Source organism: Paractinoplanes hotanensis (assembly GCF_023717965.1).
Classification (GTDB): Bacteria; Actinomycetota; Actinomycetes; order Mycobacteriales; family Micromonosporaceae; genus Actinoplanes; species Actinoplanes polyasparticus.
Window position 1 is genome coordinate 1 of the sequence record NZ_JAMQOL010000065.1, and the last position, 15,308, is coordinate 15,308.

16 protein-coding genes are annotated in these 15,308 nt (G+C 71.9%); 7 read left to right on the plus strand and 9 right to left on the minus strand.

The features are described from left to right. The first annotated feature begins 288 nt into the window (after window positions 1–288). Window positions 289–1,206, plus strand: coding sequence for a sigma-70 family RNA polymerase sigma factor (locus LXN57_RS39835; protein ID WP_251803442.1), 918 nt, complete (start codon window positions 289–291; stop codon window positions 1,204–1,206). 40 nt (window positions 1,207–1,246) lie between these two features. Here LXN57_RS39835 and LXN57_RS39840 read toward each other — a convergent pair whose 3' ends face one another. Then, window positions 1,247–3,532: a HelD family protein gene (locus tag LXN57_RS39840; RefSeq protein WP_251803443.1), complete on the minus strand. Its 2,286-nt coding sequence runs from the start codon at window positions 3,530–3,532 to the stop codon at window positions 1,247–1,249. A 302-nt stretch (window positions 3,533–3,834) separates the two neighbouring features. On the opposite strand from LXN57_RS39840, the gene LXN57_RS39845 reads away from it, so the two are divergent. Continuing rightward, complete coding sequence (locus LXN57_RS39845) at window positions 3,835–4,350, plus strand: hypothetical protein (RefSeq protein WP_251803446.1); 516 nt, start codon at window positions 3,835–3,837, stop codon at window positions 4,348–4,350. An 83-nt stretch (window positions 4,351–4,433) separates the two neighbouring features. Here the strand turns inward: LXN57_RS39845 and LXN57_RS39850 are convergent, their stop codons facing one another. Continuing rightward, window positions 4,434–5,273, minus strand: a complete 840-nt coding sequence (locus LXN57_RS39850) for a sigma-70 family RNA polymerase sigma factor (RefSeq protein WP_251803447.1) — start codon at window positions 5,271–5,273, stop codon at window positions 4,434–4,436. Window positions 5,274–5,565: 292 nt separating this feature from the next. Between LXN57_RS39850 and LXN57_RS39855 the strand changes: the two genes are divergently transcribed. Continuing rightward, window positions 5,566–7,074, plus strand: a complete 1,509-nt coding sequence (locus LXN57_RS39855) for a DEAD/DEAH box helicase (RefSeq protein WP_251803448.1) — start codon at window positions 5,566–5,568, stop codon at window positions 7,072–7,074. A 56-nt stretch (window positions 7,075–7,130) separates the two neighbouring features. On the opposite strand, the gene LXN57_RS39860 is transcribed toward LXN57_RS39855, so the two are convergent. Beyond that, complete coding sequence (locus tag LXN57_RS39860; protein ID WP_251803450.1) at window positions 7,131–7,964, minus strand: helix-turn-helix domain-containing protein; 834 nt, start codon at window positions 7,962–7,964, stop codon at window positions 7,131–7,133. Between the two features lie 100 nt (window positions 7,965–8,064). Here LXN57_RS39860 and LXN57_RS39865 point away from each other — a divergent pair, with 100 nt between their 5' ends. Continuing rightward, complete coding sequence (locus LXN57_RS39865; protein WP_251803452.1) at window positions 8,065–9,138, plus strand: NAD(P)/FAD-dependent oxidoreductase; 1,074 nt, start codon at window positions 8,065–8,067, stop codon at window positions 9,136–9,138. Between the two features lie 25 nt (window positions 9,139–9,163). After that, complete coding sequence (locus LXN57_RS39870) at window positions 9,164–9,328, plus strand: hypothetical protein (protein WP_251803454.1); 165 nt, start codon at window positions 9,164–9,166, stop codon at window positions 9,326–9,328. A 35-nt stretch (window positions 9,329–9,363) separates the two neighbouring features. Here the strand turns inward: LXN57_RS39870 and LXN57_RS39875 are convergent, their stop codons facing one another. After that, a complete protein-coding gene (locus LXN57_RS39875; protein ID WP_251803456.1) occupies window positions 9,364–10,026 on the minus strand; it encodes a hypothetical protein in 663 nt (220 codons plus the stop codon). Between the two features lie 17 nt (window positions 10,027–10,043). Here LXN57_RS39875 and LXN57_RS39880 point away from each other — a divergent pair, with 17 nt between their 5' ends. Beyond that, complete coding sequence (locus LXN57_RS39880; protein WP_221377799.1) at window positions 10,044–10,220, plus strand: hypothetical protein; 177 nt, start codon at window positions 10,044–10,046, stop codon at window positions 10,218–10,220. On the opposite strand, the gene LXN57_RS39885 is transcribed toward LXN57_RS39880, so the two are convergent. The 5 genes from LXN57_RS39885 to LXN57_RS39905 all read right to left on the minus strand — a co-directional run bounded on the left by LXN57_RS39885 (window position 10,194) and on the right by LXN57_RS39905 (window position 13,925). Then, window positions 10,194–11,195: an App1 family protein phosphatidate phosphatase gene (locus tag LXN57_RS39885; RefSeq protein ID WP_251803565.1), complete on the minus strand. Its 1,002-nt coding sequence runs from the start codon at window positions 11,193–11,195 to the stop codon at window positions 10,194–10,196. The genes LXN57_RS39880 and LXN57_RS39885 overlap by 27 nt on opposite strands. Window positions 11,196–11,341: 146 nt before the next feature. Next, window positions 11,342–12,070, minus strand: coding sequence for a hypothetical protein (locus LXN57_RS39890; RefSeq protein ID WP_251803458.1), 729 nt, complete (start codon window positions 12,068–12,070; stop codon window positions 11,342–11,344). A gap of 98 nt (window positions 12,071–12,168) precedes the next feature. After that, window positions 12,169–12,648, minus strand: coding sequence for a hypothetical protein (locus LXN57_RS39895; RefSeq protein ID WP_251803459.1), 480 nt, complete (start codon window positions 12,646–12,648; stop codon window positions 12,169–12,171). Window positions 12,649–12,795: 147 nt separating this feature from the next. After that, window positions 12,796–13,011, minus strand: a complete 216-nt coding sequence (locus tag LXN57_RS39900; RefSeq protein ID WP_221377795.1) for a hypothetical protein — start codon at window positions 13,009–13,011, stop codon at window positions 12,796–12,798. A 92-nt stretch (window positions 13,012–13,103) separates the two neighbouring features. Continuing rightward, window positions 13,104–13,925 carry a class I SAM-dependent methyltransferase gene (locus tag LXN57_RS39905; protein WP_251803461.1) on the minus strand — a complete coding sequence of 274 codons (822 nt, stop codon included), beginning with the start codon at window positions 13,923–13,925 and terminating at the stop codon, window positions 13,104–13,106. 103 nt (window positions 13,926–14,028) lie between these two features. Here LXN57_RS39905 and LXN57_RS39910 point away from each other — a divergent pair, with 103 nt between their 5' ends. Beyond that, window positions 14,029–15,267, plus strand: coding sequence for an ROK family protein (locus tag LXN57_RS39910; RefSeq protein ID WP_251803462.1), 1,239 nt, complete (start codon window positions 14,029–14,031; stop codon window positions 15,265–15,267). Window positions 15,268–15,308 lie beyond the last annotated feature (41 nt).

The window sequence follows — 15,308 nt, forward strand, 5'->3', positions numbered from 1 at the left end:
TCACTCCTTCACGACGCACACACCGTGACCGTCTGCCTTACCGCGGCCCGCAGACCCCCGAAAGTGCGAAAGTCGAGGGGTTTGCGACGGCGGAAAATCGCCTGCTTCCTCATCAGCCCCAAAGGGGCGACCGCCGCGGAGCGAAGCGACGCCATGTCACAGCGACGCCATGTCATAACAACCTTGGCGCACCCCAATGCGACTTCACCGGGACCCGTCGCCTTCCGAACCTCCTTGTGTACGCCGGACAGCCCGTCACACGGGCCGCCGACCACAGGGGGAAATCACATGACCAGCACCGCGACGACCGTTGCCGACATCGCTGCCGACACCGCCGCCACGACGGTGCTGTCCGCCGCCGAGCAGGAAGAGATCATCCGCACCCACATGCCGCTCGTCGGCCACCTGGTGCGTGACATGCTCAGCCGCATCCCGAACCACATCCACCGCGACGACCTGACCAGCGCCGGCCTGCACGCGCTGGTCACCGCGGCCCGCAGCTGGGACCCGCAGCGCGGCATCCCGTTCCACCGCTTCGCCAGCACCCGCATCCGCGGCGCCATCCTGGACGAGCTGCGCGCCCTCGACTGGGCGACCCGCTCGGTGCGCACCAAGGCCCGCGCCACCGACTCCACCCGTCAGGCGCTGACGACCACGCTGGGCCGCACGCCCTCCGCCGACGAGCTGGCCCAGGCCCTCGGCACCACGACCACCGACCTCAAGCAGACCGACACCGACGTGCAGCGCGCGACCGTGCTGTCGCTGCAGGGCTTCACGACCAGCAGCGCCGACGACCTGGTGACCGAGAAGACCCCGGGCCCGGAGGACATGCTGTTGCGCCGTGAGCAGATCGGCTACCTGCACCACGCGATCAGCTCGCTGCCCGAGCGGTTGCAGGTCGTCATCACCGAGTACTTCCTGCACGAGCGCCCGATGGCCGACATCGCGGCCGACCTCGGTGTCACCGAGTCGCGGGTGTCGCAGCTGCGCGCCGAGGCGCTGTCGCTGCTCAAGGACGGCCTCAACACCCACCTGAACCCCGAGCTGGCGCCGGTGCCGGACAACCCGGAGAGCGTCGTCGCGCGTCGTCGCGCCAGCTACTACAACAGCATCGCCGAGAGCACGTCGGTGCACAGCCGGCTCGCGATGACCAACGCGCACGGCCACACCTCGTTCAGCCGGGGCATGCCGGTCGCGGCCGCGTAACTGACCGCAGGGGGGCTCGGCTTTCGCCGAGCCCCCTTTTTCATGCGAGCGCGCTGAGCACCTTGGGCAGCTCGGCCGTGTGCAGCACGCCGAGCCGGCGGGTGGCCCGGGTGACCGCGACGTAGAGGTCGGACAGGCCGCGCGGGCTCTCGGCGATGATCTCGTCGGGCTCGACCACGATCACGGCGTCGAACTCGAGGCCCTTGGCCTGCCGCACGGTCAGCAGGACGACCTGGTTGAGCAGGTCGGGCTGCTCCCCCACGGCCGCACCGGGGACGGCCTCGACCAGCGCGCGGCCGAGCTCGGCCTCGCGGGCCTCGGGGACGATCACGGCGACGCGCCCGTCGCCGGCTTCGGCGGCCTCGAGGCGTACGGCCGCGATCACCTCGGACGGCAACGCGACGGCCGGCACCCGCAGGGCCCACGGGTCGACGCCGGCCGTGCGGACCGAGCGGGGTGGTTCCAGCGCCGGGTCGACGGCCGCCAGCACGTCGGCCGCCACCGCCATCACCTCGGCCGGGGTGCGGTAGTTGACGGTCAGCTCGACCAGGTTCCAGCGCTGGGCCACGAACGGCTCGAAGACCTGTTCCCACGTGGTGGTGCCGGCCAGCTCGGAGGTCTGGGCGACATCGCCCACCACCGTCATCGACCGGCTCGGGCAGCGCCGCATGAGCAGGCGCCACGCCATCGGCGAGAGCTCCTGGGCCTCGTCGACGATCACATGCCCGAAGACCCACGTACGGTCGGCGGCCGCCCGCTCGGCGGCGGTGCGGGTGTCGAGCACCTCGTGCCGCTCGACGAACGCGCTCGCGTCCACGACGTCGGTGGCCGAGAGGATCTCCTCCTCCTGGTCCTCGAAGTCGAGCGAGCGCGAGCCCTCGACGATCTCGAGCACACCCTCGGCGTACTCGATGGCCTCGCGCCGCTCCTGCGCCACCTGGCGGGCCTTGAGTGTGTCGTCGACGCCCAGCAGTTCGGCCAGCTCGTCGAGCAGCGGCACGTCGGCCGGCGTCCAGCGGGCGTCGGGCCCGCGCAGCAGCAGGGCCCGCTCGTCGGCAGTGAGCTCGCTGCCGGCCGACTCGAGCCGGTCGGGGTCGCTGAGCAGTTCGCGCAGCACCCGGCGCGGCGTCAGCACCGGCCAGAAGTCGAACAGCACCTGCTGGACGTCGATGTCCTCGCGCAGCTCGCGCCGGGTCTCGGCCAGGTCGGCCTCGGACAGCAGGTTCTCGCCACCCAGCGGGTCGGCCCCGATCCGCTCGGCGATCTGCAGGGAGAGCGCGTGGATGGCCTCGGTGACGAAGATCGACCGGGCCACGTTGTGCGGGCGGCCGGGCCTGCGGGCGGCGGCCCGCGCGTCCTCGAGCACGGCCCGCTCGATGCGCAGCGGGTAGCCGTCGTGGTCGACCTCGACAAAATCGGCGGGCACGGTCTGCCAGTCGGCGACCGCGCGGGCCAGCACGTCGAGCATCACGGTGCGGCCCTTGAGGGCGGCGGTCGCGGCCGGTTCGACGGCTCGGGCCCGTACGCCGGGGAACATGTCGCCGAGCGTCGCGAGCAGCACCCCGGTCTCGGCCAGCGACGGCAGCACCTGTGAGATGTACCGCAGGAACGTCGGGTTGGGCCCGAGGATCAGCACACCCTGCTTGGTCAACTGCCCACGGTACGTATAGAGCAGGTAGGCCGCCCGGTGCAGGGCGACCGCTGTCTTGCCGGTGCCGGGGCCGCCCTGCACGACCATGACGCCGTTGAGTCCGGCCCTGATCACCTCGTCCTGCTCGGCCTGGATGGTCTCGACGATGTCGCGCATCCGGCCCGTGCGGTTCGCGGTCAGCGCCGACAGCAGGGCCGCCTCGCCGGTCACGTCCTCGCGGCCGGCGGCGCCGGACTCGATGTCGAGCACCTCGTCGTCGATGGCGGTCAGCACCCGGCCCTTGGTGCGCAGGTGGCGCCGCCGGGTCACGCCGTCGGGCGACACCGCGGTGGCCAGATAGAACGCCCGCGCGGCCGGGGCCCGCCAGTCGACGAGAAGCGGATCACGATCGTGTTCCTCGGCCGACAGTCCGAGGCGTCCGATGTAGCGCGGCTGATCGGCGGCGAAATCGAGTCGCCCGAAACAGAGACCGTTTTCGACCGCATTCATCTGCGCCAGTTGTTCGGCGTAATGACTGCGAGTTGCCTCACGTTGCGCACGGCCCTGCGGGGTGCCGCCGGCCTCGAGCAGAATCGCCCGGAGACGGTCGTCGGCCTGCGTACGCAGGCTGTCGAGCCGCTTGTAGAGGGTGGTGAGGTACGCCTGTTCGGCACGGAGGTCGTCATCTCGCGTCACCGCGGCGGAGCTTGACAAAGCCACTCCCCTTTGTGTTAAAATTCGGGCCCTGACGCTCTTTATGAGCGTCTTTTTTGTGCTCGGGAAACGCTTAGATTAGCGCATCGATCCCCGTATCCCCACCCGCGGAGTTTGTTCGTGGCAGTGGAGGACGCCGGCGCCGGCCGCCGCGGCGGCAATCCCGGGGCCGTTCCTGACAAAAGCCGGAGACACAGGTTACGGCTCGCCGGAGAACTGTCGCCTATCGGTCAGGTTTCCCGGCGAGCCGTTACGCACGACCGCCGATCCCCATTAACCCGGTCATGACCGACAACCACCCGATCCGTCGCCTTGCCGCTCTGTCCCTCATCGCCGTCGTCACCCTTGCCTTCTCCTCGGCGTGCACCGGCGACGACGAGGCGCCGGCCGGCAACGCGGCCCAGGCGGCCGCGGGCGGCCCCCAGCCCAAGAACATCGAAGCCGCCAAGTCGGCCGCGCAGACCGTCTTCGACCGCTTCGCCGGAGGCGACTTCGCCGGCGCTTGGGACATGTACACGGCCGCGGGCAAGGCCGCGATCACCAAGGACGACTACGTCAAGCTCAACCAGGCCTGCTCCCGTAAGGGCCTGGCGATCCAGCTCACCAGCGCCCGCATGGAGGGCGCCGACCGGGCCGTGGTCATCGCCAAGCAGCTGGTGGCGGCGCAGTCGTACACGATGGTCTACGAGGGCGACGCCTGGAAGCTGGAGCCCGCCAAGGAGGGCCTGGCCCTCTACAAGCAGGGCGCGGCCAAGGCGATCGCGGCCCAGAAGAAGGCCGGCACCTGCGCCAACCAGTAGTCCCCCGGAAACCAGTTAATCCCCCGGAAACACGTGGGTGCCCGCCGCGAACCGCGACGGGCACCCTCAATTCGTGGTGAAACTCAGGCGGCGACGGTGAGGCCGTCCGGGCCGGTCCGGGCGAGCCGGGACGACAGCGTCCCCCGGTTGCCGATCAGGTCGTAGTAGGCGGCGCGGCGGCGGGCCACACAGCCCTCCTTGACCCGGTTCTGCGCGGCCAGCGCGGGGTCGAGGTGCGTGTTGAGCCCGTCGCGGAGCAGCGTCAGCGCCTCGGCGCGCAACTGTGACACACGCGACTCGGTGACCCCGAGCTCCTCGGCGATGAGGGCCATCGGCCGCTCCTCGAAGAAGTAGCCCTGCACCACCGCGCGCAGCCGCTCGGGCAGCGCGTCGATCGCGTCCCGCAGGTAACCGACCCGCTCACGCCGGATCAGCAGCTCCTCCGGGCCGGCGCTGGGCTCGGTCACCATGTCGTCGGCGCCGACCGTCGCGAAGCCCTGCAGGCTGAACACCACGGCCCGCTGGACATCGTCGTCGGCGTGCTCGATGTCCTCGACGGAGCAGCCGAGCCGGTCGGCCACCTCGCGGACCGTGGGCATGCGGCCCAGCTCGGCGGTCAGCTCCTGCCGGGCGGTGTCGGTGCGGCGGGCCCGCTGGCGCACCGAGCGGCTGGCCCAGTCGAGGCCGCGCAGCTCGTCGAGCAGCGCGCCGCGCACCCGGGCAGCGGCGAACCGGGCGAACGGCACGCCCCGCGCGTCGTCGTAGCCGCGGGCGGCGTGGACCAGTGCGGCGTACCCGGCGGAGAGCAGGTCGTCCCGGTTGACGTGGGCCGGGACCCGCGTCAGCATCTCGCGGACCAGATGTCCGACGAGCGGCATGTGTGCCTGGACGACGTCCTCTCGCCGGCGGTCGGCAGCGCTCATGGGGGTCTCCTCGCGTACCTGCCGGAGGGGGTTTCCGGCACTGAGGAGAAAGGTGATCCCGATAAAGTGCGAAATGGGTCTCGTGGGGGTGCAGAACGGTTGCTTTGCCGCCCGGCATCGACGCTGACCAAGACCAGGTATGCTTGATCACGCGGCCCGCCCAGTCTTGCCTCGGGCCGCCTGCCGGACCGGCCTAAGACGGTCCTTCGGATCGACCACCACGCGCCGCGACTGAGAACAAAGTCTGCGCCGGGCAGGACGACCCTTTCGATACTTTGGGAGTTCCCGCTACATGACCACCTTCACCGATTTCGGCGTGCCCGCCGTGCTGTCCACGGCCCTCGCCGAACTCGGCATCACCACCCCGTTCCCCATCCAGGCCGCCACGCTGCCCGACTCGCTGGCCGGCCGGGACGTGCTCGGCCGGGGCCGCACCGGCTCCGGCAAGACGTACGCGTTCGCGCTGCCCGTCCTGGCCCGCCTGGCCGCTTCGAAGTCGCCACGCCGCCCGGGCCGCCCGCGCGCGCTGATCCTGGCGCCGACCCGCGAGCTGGCCACCCAGATCGACGCCACGCTGGCGCCCCTGGCGGCCAAGCTCGGCCTGCGCACCCTCACCGTCTTCGGCGGTGTCGGCGCCAACCCGCAGATCAAGGGCCTCAAGGCCGGCGTCGACGTGCTCGTCGCCTGCCCCGGCCGGCTCGACGACCACCTGCGCAACGGGCACGCCTCGCTCGACGCCATCGAGATCACCGTGCTCGACGAGGCCGACCACATGGCCGACCTCGGCTTCCTGCCGGTCGTCCGCCGGCTGATGGACCAGACCCCGCGCGAGGGTCAGCGCATGCTGTTCTCGGCGACCCTCGACAACGGCGTCGACGTGCTGGTCAAGCGGTTCCTGCACAAGCCGGTCACGCACTCGGTCGACTCGGCCACCGAGGCCCCGATCGAGATGTCGCACCACGTGCTGCACGTCCGCGGCGACGACCGCTTCCCGGTGCTGGTCGACCTGCTGTCGGCCCCGGGCCGCTCGGTCGTCTTCACCCGCACCAAGCGCCGGGCCAAGGTGCTGACCCGGCAGCTGGTCCAGGCCGGTGTGCCCGCGGTCGAGCTGCACGGCAACCTCGCCCAGAACGCCCGCAACCGCAACATGGCGGCGTTCTCCGAGGGCACCGCCGGCACCCTGGTGGCGACCGACATCGCGGCCCGCGGCATCCACGTCGACGACGTCGCCCTGGTCATCCACGCCGACCCGCCGGTCGAGCACAAGGCCTACCTGCACCGCTCCGGCCGTACGGCCCGGGCCGGCGCGGCGGGCACGGTGATCACGCTGATGACCGACGACCAGCAGTCCGAGGTGCGCGACCTCACCCGCAAGGCCGGCGTCCGGCCCAAGACCAGCCGCACCCGCCCCGGCGACCCGCTGCTGGCCGAGCTGGCCCCGGGCGAGCGCACGTTCGTCGCGCCGACGGCCGCGCCCGCCCCGGTGGCCACCGCCGCCGGCACGCCGCGTACCGGAGCCGCCCGCAGGACAGGCCGCGGCCGTGGTCCGGCCCGGCCGGCCGAGACGGCCGTGCCGGAGCAGAACGCCGGCGGCGGACGCCGTCGCGGCGGATCGGGCCAGCCCCGGTCGAACCAGCCCCGCTCGGGCCAGGCACGCACGGGGCAGGCGCGCACGGGCCAGGCACGCTCCGGCCAGGCGCGTACGGGCTCGACGCCGGTGCACACGACGCAGTCCCGCAGCGGCGGCGCCGCCGCCTTCTCGTCGGGCACCCGCGTGGGCGGCAGCCGTTCGGGCCGGTGACACGCTTCTGAGCTGACAAGGGCGCTGCCGTTGACCGGCAGCGCCCTTCGCAGTGGTTACCCGCCCGGCCCGGAGGCGACCAGCCGCAGCGGCGCGATCGCCCGGAGCGCCCCGGCGGTGGCCTCGTCGGCCGGCAGCTGGATCACCAGTCGCAGCCCGGTGTCGCCGGGCACCGCCAGGATCTCGTAGGTCATCCGCAACGATCCGGCCTCGGGATGTTCCAGACGCAGCACGCCGTGGGCCCGGGGCAGGCCGGGCACCCGCTCGGCCCGCTCCGTGAACTCCGTCCCGGCCAGGGCGGTCAGCTCGCCGGCGAAATCGGGCCGGGGCGGACCGTCCTTGAGGGCCGCGACCTGTTGATCGGCCACATGGGCCCAGTCCGGGTAGGCCGCACGGGAGCGCGGGTCGGCGAAGACGTACCGGTTGAGGTTCGGCGCCTCGCCGTCGAGCAACCCGATCGGCCCGGCCAGGCGGCGGAAGCCGGTCGTCCAGGCCAGCACGTCACCGACCTGGTTGACCACCATCGCGGCGGCCGGCTCCAGGTTGTCGAGCACCGCCTGAAGCCCCGGGCGCACGGTTCGCACCGGTTCCTGGGCGAGGCCCACGCAGCTCGCGCCGGAATTCTTGGTGAGCCGGTACAGGTGGGCGCGCTCGGCCGCGGTGAGCCGCAGCGGGCCGGCCAGGGCGGCCAGCACCTGCGCCGACGGGTGCCGATCGCGGCCCTGCTCGAGGCGGATCAGGTATTCCACGCTGACCCCGGCCAGCATGGCCACCTCGGCGCGGCGCAGGCCCGGGGTGCGCCGCCGGGTGCCGGGCGGCAGCCCGACCTCGGCCGGCGTCACCTCGCCCCGGCGCATCCGCAGGAACGTGCCCAGCTCGTTGTCGCCCACGGATCGACTGTAACGACGTTCCGGACGGCCAAGGTGTCCCCGCCGCTACCACCCTGAGCGCGGTCTCCCTGCGAGCCGCCGGCCGCCGCAGGGTCGGGACATGACGACAAAAGTAGTGGTGGTGGGCGGCGGCTACGGCGGCGTCGTGGTCGCTCGCGCCCTGGATGACATCGCCGATGTGACGCTGGTGGAGCCGAGGGAAGCGTTCGTGCACCACGTCGCCCAGCTGCGGGCGGTGGCCGACCCGGCCTGGATCGAGAAGATCTTCATTCCGTACGACGGCCTGCTGACCCGCGGCCGAGTGATGCGCGACACCGCCGTGCGGGTAGGGCTCGAATCGGTCGAGCTGGCTTCCGGCCCGCGGCTGGACGCCGACTACGTCGTGCTCGCCACCGGCTCGACCGGCCCGTTCCCGAGCCGCACCGAGGGCGCCGACCGCAACGCGGCGGCTCAGCGGCTCCTCGATCTGCACGACTCGCTCGATCGGGCCTCCAGCGTGCTGCTGCTCGGGGCCGGGGCGATCGGCCTCGAGTTCGCCGGGGAGATCGCGGCCGCCTGGCCGGGCCGGCCGGTGACCGTCGTCGACCCGGCGCCCGAGTTGCTCGGTGGCCGGTTCCCCGTCGAGCTCCGCTCCGAGCTGGCCCGGCAGTTGGACGAGCTAGGCGTACGGGTCCTTCTCGGCACCAAGCTCGACACCCCGCCCGGCATCCCGGCCGGGACGGTGCGCCCGTTCACGGTGACGACCGGCGACGGCGAGGTGCTCGCGGCCGACCTGTGGTTCCCCTGCTACGGCAGCGAGGTGCCGAGCTCCTACCTCGGCGCCGAACTGGCCGCGGCCCGCCGGCCCGACGGCCGGCTGGCGGTCACCGAGCACCTGCGGGTGACCGGGCACGAGCGGGTCTTCGCGGTCGGCGACCTGAACGGCACCCCGGAGCTGAAGACCGGCCGCGCCGCCGACGCCCAGGCCGAGGTGGTAGCGGCCAACATCCGGGCTCTGATCGGGGGCGGGCCGCTCACCGCATACGAGCCGTTCCCGGACGGGATGATTCTCACGCTGGGCCCGGCCGGGGGCGCCGGTTACGCCCCCGAGTTCGGCCTGTTCGGCGCCACGGAAACCGCTCAGTTCAAGGGCACCTTCCTGCTCGACCACTATCGGGCGAAGCTGGGCGCCTGACCCGCGTACAGGTCCAGACCGATCAGTGCCGCGCGAAGCGCTGGCCACCGGCCGGGCGATGATCGCCCGGCCGGTGGCGACTCCGGCCGCCACCCGGTCGACCACACCCGAGGCGACGACGTGGCAGCCGCCCTCGGTGCCCTCGTCGGGGTCGGGCCCGGCCGGTGAGCACCGTGACCCCGGCCGGTGAGCACCGTGACCCCGGCCGCGACGGCCCGGGAACCCCTACGCGGCCGGGATGTCCACCTCGATCTCGTTCGAGAGGGTGAATCCGTCGCAGAGTTCGAGGTCGTCGCCGCTCCAGAAGCGGCCCGGGTCGTACCAGTTGGGCTGCCGGCCACGCGGCAGCAGACCCATGTCCTCATAGGTCACCGCGACGACCTCGGCGCAGTACGCGGTCTCCAGCGCGGCGTCGGTGGCCGGGCCCTTGCCGCCGCGCACCCGCCACCGCGGCCGGATCTGCGGCACCCGGCCGCGGACCCACCGCCAGGCGAGCTGGGCCGAGGACGGGAAGGGTGTGCCGTCGAGGCGGGCCACGGTCTTGAGGGCCCTGTCCTCCATCGCCTGGTCGACGCCGGGCTCGAGCTGGCGCAGCCAGCCGCGCTGACCGTAGCGGAGGCCCCAGACGGTCACCGCGTCGCGCAGGTCGTGCAGCTGGACGCCGCGCTGGAACGTCCCGGACCACAGGTCGGGCAGGGAGCGGCCCAGCTCGGCGTGCCACATGAGTGGCGGCATGTCCTCGACGACGATCGACATGCCGACGTGGTTGACCGGGCTGTTGGTCAGCGTCTGGATCGCGCGATCGGCGCCCGTGCGCCCGCGGAAGATCCAGATGTCGCCCGTCCGGGTCAGATCGATGGCCTCATCGAGGCTTAAGGCGGCGTCCACGTGTCTATCCTCAGGTAATGCGTTGGTGGAAAGTAGTGGGATTGGCCGGCCTGGCGGGCGTCGCGGCGACCGGGGCGGTGGTGGCCCGGGCCGAGCGCAAGCGCCGGCAGTACACCCCCGACGAGATCCGCGACCGGTTGCACCAGCGGGTCGCCGAGGCGGCCGAATCAGACGACATCAGTATCGCGGAGTAGCGACCACAAGCCGGCCCCGTCGGGCGCCGAGAACCAGGTCTTGCCGCCGGAGCCGACCGCCTCGGGGTCGCCGGACGGGCCGGGGATCGCGCCCGCCAGCACCGACTGGGTGGGCGACAGCTGCCGGATCGCGACGGCGGCCACGTTGTCCGGGTGGGCGTGTGCGAACTCGGAGTAGATCTCCTGGTCGTGCTGCCCGTCGTCGCCGATCAGCAGCCAGCGGATCTTCGGGAACTCACGGGAGAGCCGCTGGAGCGTCGAGCGCTTGTGTTCCTGACCGCTGCGGAACCACCGGTCGGGCGTAGGACCCCAATCGGTGAGCAGCAGCGGGCCCGCCGGGTAGAGATGGCGTGACAGGAAGCGGGTCAGCGTGGGGGCCACGTTCCAGGCGCCGGTCGACAGGTAGAAGACCGGAGCGCTGGCGTTCGCCGCGACCAGCCGCTCGTAGAGCACGGCCATGCCGGGCACCGCCATGCGCGCGTGCTCGTCGAGGACGAACGTGTTCCACGCTGCGAGCAGCGGACGCGGCAGGGCGGTGACCATGACCGTGTCGTCGATGTCGGAGATGACGCCGAAGCGGCATTCCGGGTCGACCACGCGGATCGGCGCCTCGGCCGGGGCCGCGCCCTCGGTGAACAGCCGCACGCTGCCCCAGCCGGGCTCGAGGTCACCCTTGACCCGGGTGTCGATGTAGCCGCTGCGGTCGGTGCGGGTCTCGGTGATGCTGTCGCCGATCTGGATCTTCACGACGGCGTTGTTGACCGGCGAATTGGTGAAGCTGCGCCAGCCGCGCACCTTTTCCAGCCGCTTGGCCGTGGGCGTGCCCCGCGTCAGCACGACCCGCCCCATCACGCGCGCCCAGCCGGGCGCGCCGTATCCCGTGTACGCGGTGATCACCGGACGCCAGCCCCGATTGCGCAGGCGGCGCTCGATGATCTCGTGGAAGGCGTCCTCCACCCGCGCAGCCCGATGCATCCGAACCACGGGCGCCTGCCCGGCCGCCGGAGTTGATGCCACGCTCTGGCCCCCTGATTTCCTCACTCGGCGGTCATCCTGCCCGGTTACGGTACCCGGACAACCTGACAACCGCGGGCGAACGGTAGCCGCTCCACACACGACGTTCAGGCGACGGCTTTGGTCAGGGCCGGCATCTCGGTCGTCGCCCACTGGTCGGCGAACCATTGATCGTCGGCGACGATCCGCCCCGCGACGCCGGCGCGGACCAGCGCCGCCGCAGCCTCGGCGCGCAGGCTGCGCAGCGCCTCGGCGGCCAGTTCGGACTCGTGCCAGGCCGCCTGCTCCTGCTTCTGGGCGTTCTCGTACTGCGACAGGCGGTGCGCGCGGACGGCGTTCAGCAGCAGCCCCTGCTGCACTACCGGGTGCAGCCGCGGGTTCCAGCCCCGGTGCGCGAGCACGTCGTTGAGCTGCTCGATCGAGATCTCGCGGCGGCGGCAGGCGGCGGTGGCCGCACTGTGCAGCCAGCGCTGACGGTCGGCGTTCTCGCCCGGTTTGCGGCGTCGGCTCATCAGCGGGAAGGCGGCGGCCCGTGCACCCTCGCGGGCCAGCCGGTCGGCCTCGTCGTAGGCCAGCCAGGCCGCGTCCACCTGTTCCTGCGCGGCGGCCCATTCGGCGCGCAGGCGGGTGGCGGTGGCCGCGGCACGTTCCGCCGCGACGGCGACCTCGCCGGCGAAGCGGAGGGCGTCGGCCTGGGGGCCGGTGAGCGGCGGTGCGGGCGCCTTGATCGGCAGGGACACCAGGGCCCCGGCCAGGCCGACAGCGAGCAGGATGACGACCCACAACGCTGCAGCGTAGGGAAGGGAGACGAAGAAGCTCTGCACAGCGGATTCCATCGCAACCTCACAGGACGCGGCTTACCCCTTTGTTGAAGCTGTGAAGACCGGCCCTTCGGCCGCGGGCGGGTTTCCCCGCCGATGCTGCGCTCTCGCGGTCAGCGAAGAGGCGGACCACGTACGGCGTAGGTGCGCACCGCAAGGCCGGAGATCAGGACGATCGCCGCGACCGTGGTCAGCAGCGCCACCGCCGGAGCCATCGGCGCCGCCACAACCAGCATCACCCAGTGCGCCGACAACCCGCGCGGGCTGCTCAGCGACTCGACGCCTGCGGCCGCCTCGGCAGGCGACGATTCGGTCTGCGCGGCGGCACCAGCCGACGCCGTTCCCGGCTGGCTCTGCGCGGCGGCCGAAACCGCTGTCGGCTCGGTCTGCGCGGCGACTACGGCCGGCTCGCTCTGCACGGCCACTACGGCCGAAGCCGGCGCGGGGTCCGCGGGTGTGAGGTGGGCGGGTGTGAGGTGGGCGGGTGTGAGGTGGGCGGCGAAGGCCAGCGCGAGCATGGCGAGGCCGGTGAGGAAGCGCAGCAAGCGGTGCCCGTCCCAGTCCCCGGGAAGCACACGCGCCACGTTCGTCACACCGACCAACCTACCGTTTCGACCCGAAACGCGCAGCGCTCCTCCGAGTTACGGCCGTTCCCCCAGAAATCCCCCGGACAGGCGAAAGGCGCCGCAAGCGGCGCCTTTCGAGGGGTTGCTCTTACTTACTGGGTTCCGGTACGTCGACTACTTACTGGGTTCCGGTACGTCGACGTCGCACGAGACCTTCGGGTTGACGCCCATCCAGTTGAGCGGGCCGGCGATCGTCGTGACGGCGATCGTGCTGAACTCGGCACAGCTGGTGTCGCTGGTGTCGGAAAAATAGCCGCGCTCGTAGGCGGCGACGCCACCGAGCACGAGCCAAATGATCAAAAGCAGCCCGCCGATCGAGCCTGCGCGCATTGGGGGCCTCCTGTGTCGTGGGGATGCCCACCGATACCCAGAATCGTTCAACCTCTAAACGAGACAGCTTCGGCGCGGCCCGCTCTGCCCGTTCAGGCCTTCACCGCCTGCAGCGTGTAGGTGTGCGGTAGCCGGTCGGGCCGGTCGATCAGCTGCCATTCGTTGTCCTGCACCTCGGCCATCTGCCCACCCGGCAGGGCCTCCCACGGCACGGTCTTGTGTTCGACCAGGCCGGTCAGCGTGAGGCCCGCGTCCAGTACGGCGGTGACGGTCTCGCCCAGGCCGTGGTTCCACTCGTGCGTCGTGTTGTGGGTGAAGGCGGTGTCCTTGGCGGCATAGCTGCCCTCGTCCTCGTAGACCTGCGGCTTCTCGGTCTCGAAGTACGGCTCCTGCAGCGCGAGCACACCGTCGGTGCGGTCGTAGTCGAGCGACCACAGCACCGGATGCCCCTCGCGGATGAACAGCCGGCCGCCCGGCCGCAGCAGCGCGGCCACGGTCTGCGCCCACTTCCGGATGTCGGGCAGCCAGCACAGCGCGCCGACCCCCGTGTAGACGAGGTCGTAACCGTCACCGACCGCGTCGACCGCGTCGTAGACATCGGACTGGACGAAGCGGACATCCTGCCCGGCCAGCTCGGCGATGCGCCGAGCCTCGTCGAGGGATTTCGGCGAGAAGTCGACGCCGGTCATGGTGGCGCCGAGGCGGGACAGCGACACCGTGTCGGTGCCGATGTGGCACTGCAGGTGCACGCCCCGCAAGCCGGAGATGTCGCCCAGCAGCGGAACATCGAACCGGACCACGGCACTCAGATGGCCGGGGTCGGCGAAGCGCTGCACTTTGTAGTCGGACGAAGCCGCGTGCGCCGCCGCGCGATCGTCCCAGGCTGCACGGTTCACGTCACGGTAGTCGGTCATCCGGGCACGATATTCGTTCACCGATGTCAGCGGCTTAGGTTTTTGGTTTCGCCTGAGGTTGGATGGCAGTTCGGGACGCGGTCGAACGGCGGGGGTGCGGGGTTTGGAGACCAGGCGTACGACGGTGCGTGATGTGCGCCGGGCGAACCGGTCCAGCCTGCTCACCGACCTCTTCCACGGCGGGCTGCAGAGCCGGCAGCAGCTGGCCGCGAGCACGGCGCTGAGCCAGGCGAGCGTCAGCAACCTGGTCGGCGAGATGATCGAGGAGGGACTGGTCGAGGAGGCCGGCCTGGTCGGCTCGGACGGTGGGCGCCCGCGCGTGCTGCTGCGGGTGCGGCCCGGCTACCGGTACGTGGTGGGCGCCGATGTGGGCGAGACCCGGGTGCTGGTCGAGCTGTACGACCTCGAGATGACCCGCCTGGCCGCGGTCACGCTCACCCACGACGACGGCCCCGAGCAGGTCGCCGGCCGGCTGCTGAGCGGCCTGCGCACGGTGCTCGACGAGGCCGGGGTCGCGCCGCGCGACGTGCTCGGCTTCGGCGTCGGGGTGCCGGGCGTGGTCGGGCAGGACGGCGTGGTCGACTCGCAGTCGACGGGCTGGGACGCCGTCCCGCTGGGCGACATGCTGCGGGCGGGCACCGAGGTGCCGATCTTCGTCGAGAACGGCGCGAAGACGCACGGGCAGGCCGAGATGTGGTTCGGCGCGGGGCGCGGGGCCCGGCACGTGGTCGTCGTCATGACCGGTCTGGGTGTGGGCGCGGCCGTGGTGATGGACGGGCGCAGCTACTACCGCGGGGCCAACAGCAACGCCGGCGAATGGGGGCACACCACGCTGGTGTACGACGGCGACGAGTGCCGGTGCGGGGCGCGGGGCTGCCTCGAGGCGTACATCGGGTCGGACCGGATCACCCGGCGCCTGGCCGACGCCACCGGCGAGGCGTACTCGAAGGAACTGTTGCCGCGGCTGCTGGCGACGGCCGACCTGCCGGCGGCGGCCGCGCGGGTCTTCGAGCAGACCGCCGGCTATCTGGGCGCGGGGCTGGCCGACCTGATCAACCTGTTCAGCCCGGAGCGGATCGTGCTGGGCGGAGTCACGGGTTCGGTGTTCGGCGCACGGTTCCTGCCCGAGATCCGGGCCGCCGCGGCTCGCCACGCGCTGCGACGGCCGTACGCGCAAACCACCATCACCATCTGCGAGCTCGGCGTCGACGCGGTGGCGATGGGCGCCGCGACCCTGCCGATCGCGCAGCTGCTGGCCGAGGGCGCCCTGCCCGACCAGGCCGAGCAGGTGCTCGCCTTCACCCCGCGCCAGCGCCGCCCGGGGGAACGAACGCGACGCTGAACCACTGCGCCAACGCCGCCCGGGGGAACGTGACCCCGAAC

What these genes read in the sequence shown, in the direction of transcription:
- LXN57_RS39835 (WP_251803442.1), top strand. Translation starts at nt 289, where the DNA reads ATGACCAGCACCGCGACGACCGTTGCCGACATCGCTGCCGACACCGCC.
- LXN57_RS39845 (WP_251803446.1), top strand. Translation starts at nt 3,835, where the DNA reads ATGACCGACAACCACCCGATCCGTCGCCTTGCCGCTCTGTCCCTCATC.
- LXN57_RS39850 (WP_251803447.1), bottom strand. Translation starts at nt 5,273, where the DNA reads ATGAGCGCTGCCGACCGCCGGCGAGAGGACGTCGTCCAGGCACACATG.
- LXN57_RS39855 (WP_251803448.1), top strand. Translation starts at nt 5,566, where the DNA reads ATGACCACCTTCACCGATTTCGGCGTGCCCGCCGTGCTGTCCACGGCC.
- LXN57_RS39865 (WP_251803452.1), top strand. Translation starts at nt 8,065, where the DNA reads ATGACGACAAAAGTAGTGGTGGTGGGCGGCGGCTACGGCGGCGTCGTG.
- LXN57_RS39880 (WP_221377799.1), top strand. Translation starts at nt 10,044, where the DNA reads ATGCGTTGGTGGAAAGTAGTGGGATTGGCCGGCCTGGCGGGCGTCGCG.
- LXN57_RS39885 (WP_251803565.1), bottom strand. Translation starts at nt 11,195, where the DNA reads ATGCATCGGGCTGCGCGGGTGGAGGACGCCTTCCACGAGATCATCGAG.
- LXN57_RS39890 (WP_251803458.1), bottom strand. Translation starts at nt 12,070, where the DNA reads ATGGAATCCGCTGTGCAGAGCTTCTTCGTCTCCCTTCCCTACGCTGCA.
- LXN57_RS39900 (WP_221377795.1), bottom strand. Translation starts at nt 13,011, where the DNA reads ATGCGCGCAGGCTCGATCGGCGGGCTGCTTTTGATCATTTGGCTCGTG.
- LXN57_RS39905 (WP_251803461.1), bottom strand. Translation starts at nt 13,925, where the DNA reads ATGACCGACTACCGTGACGTGAACCGTGCAGCCTGGGACGATCGCGCG.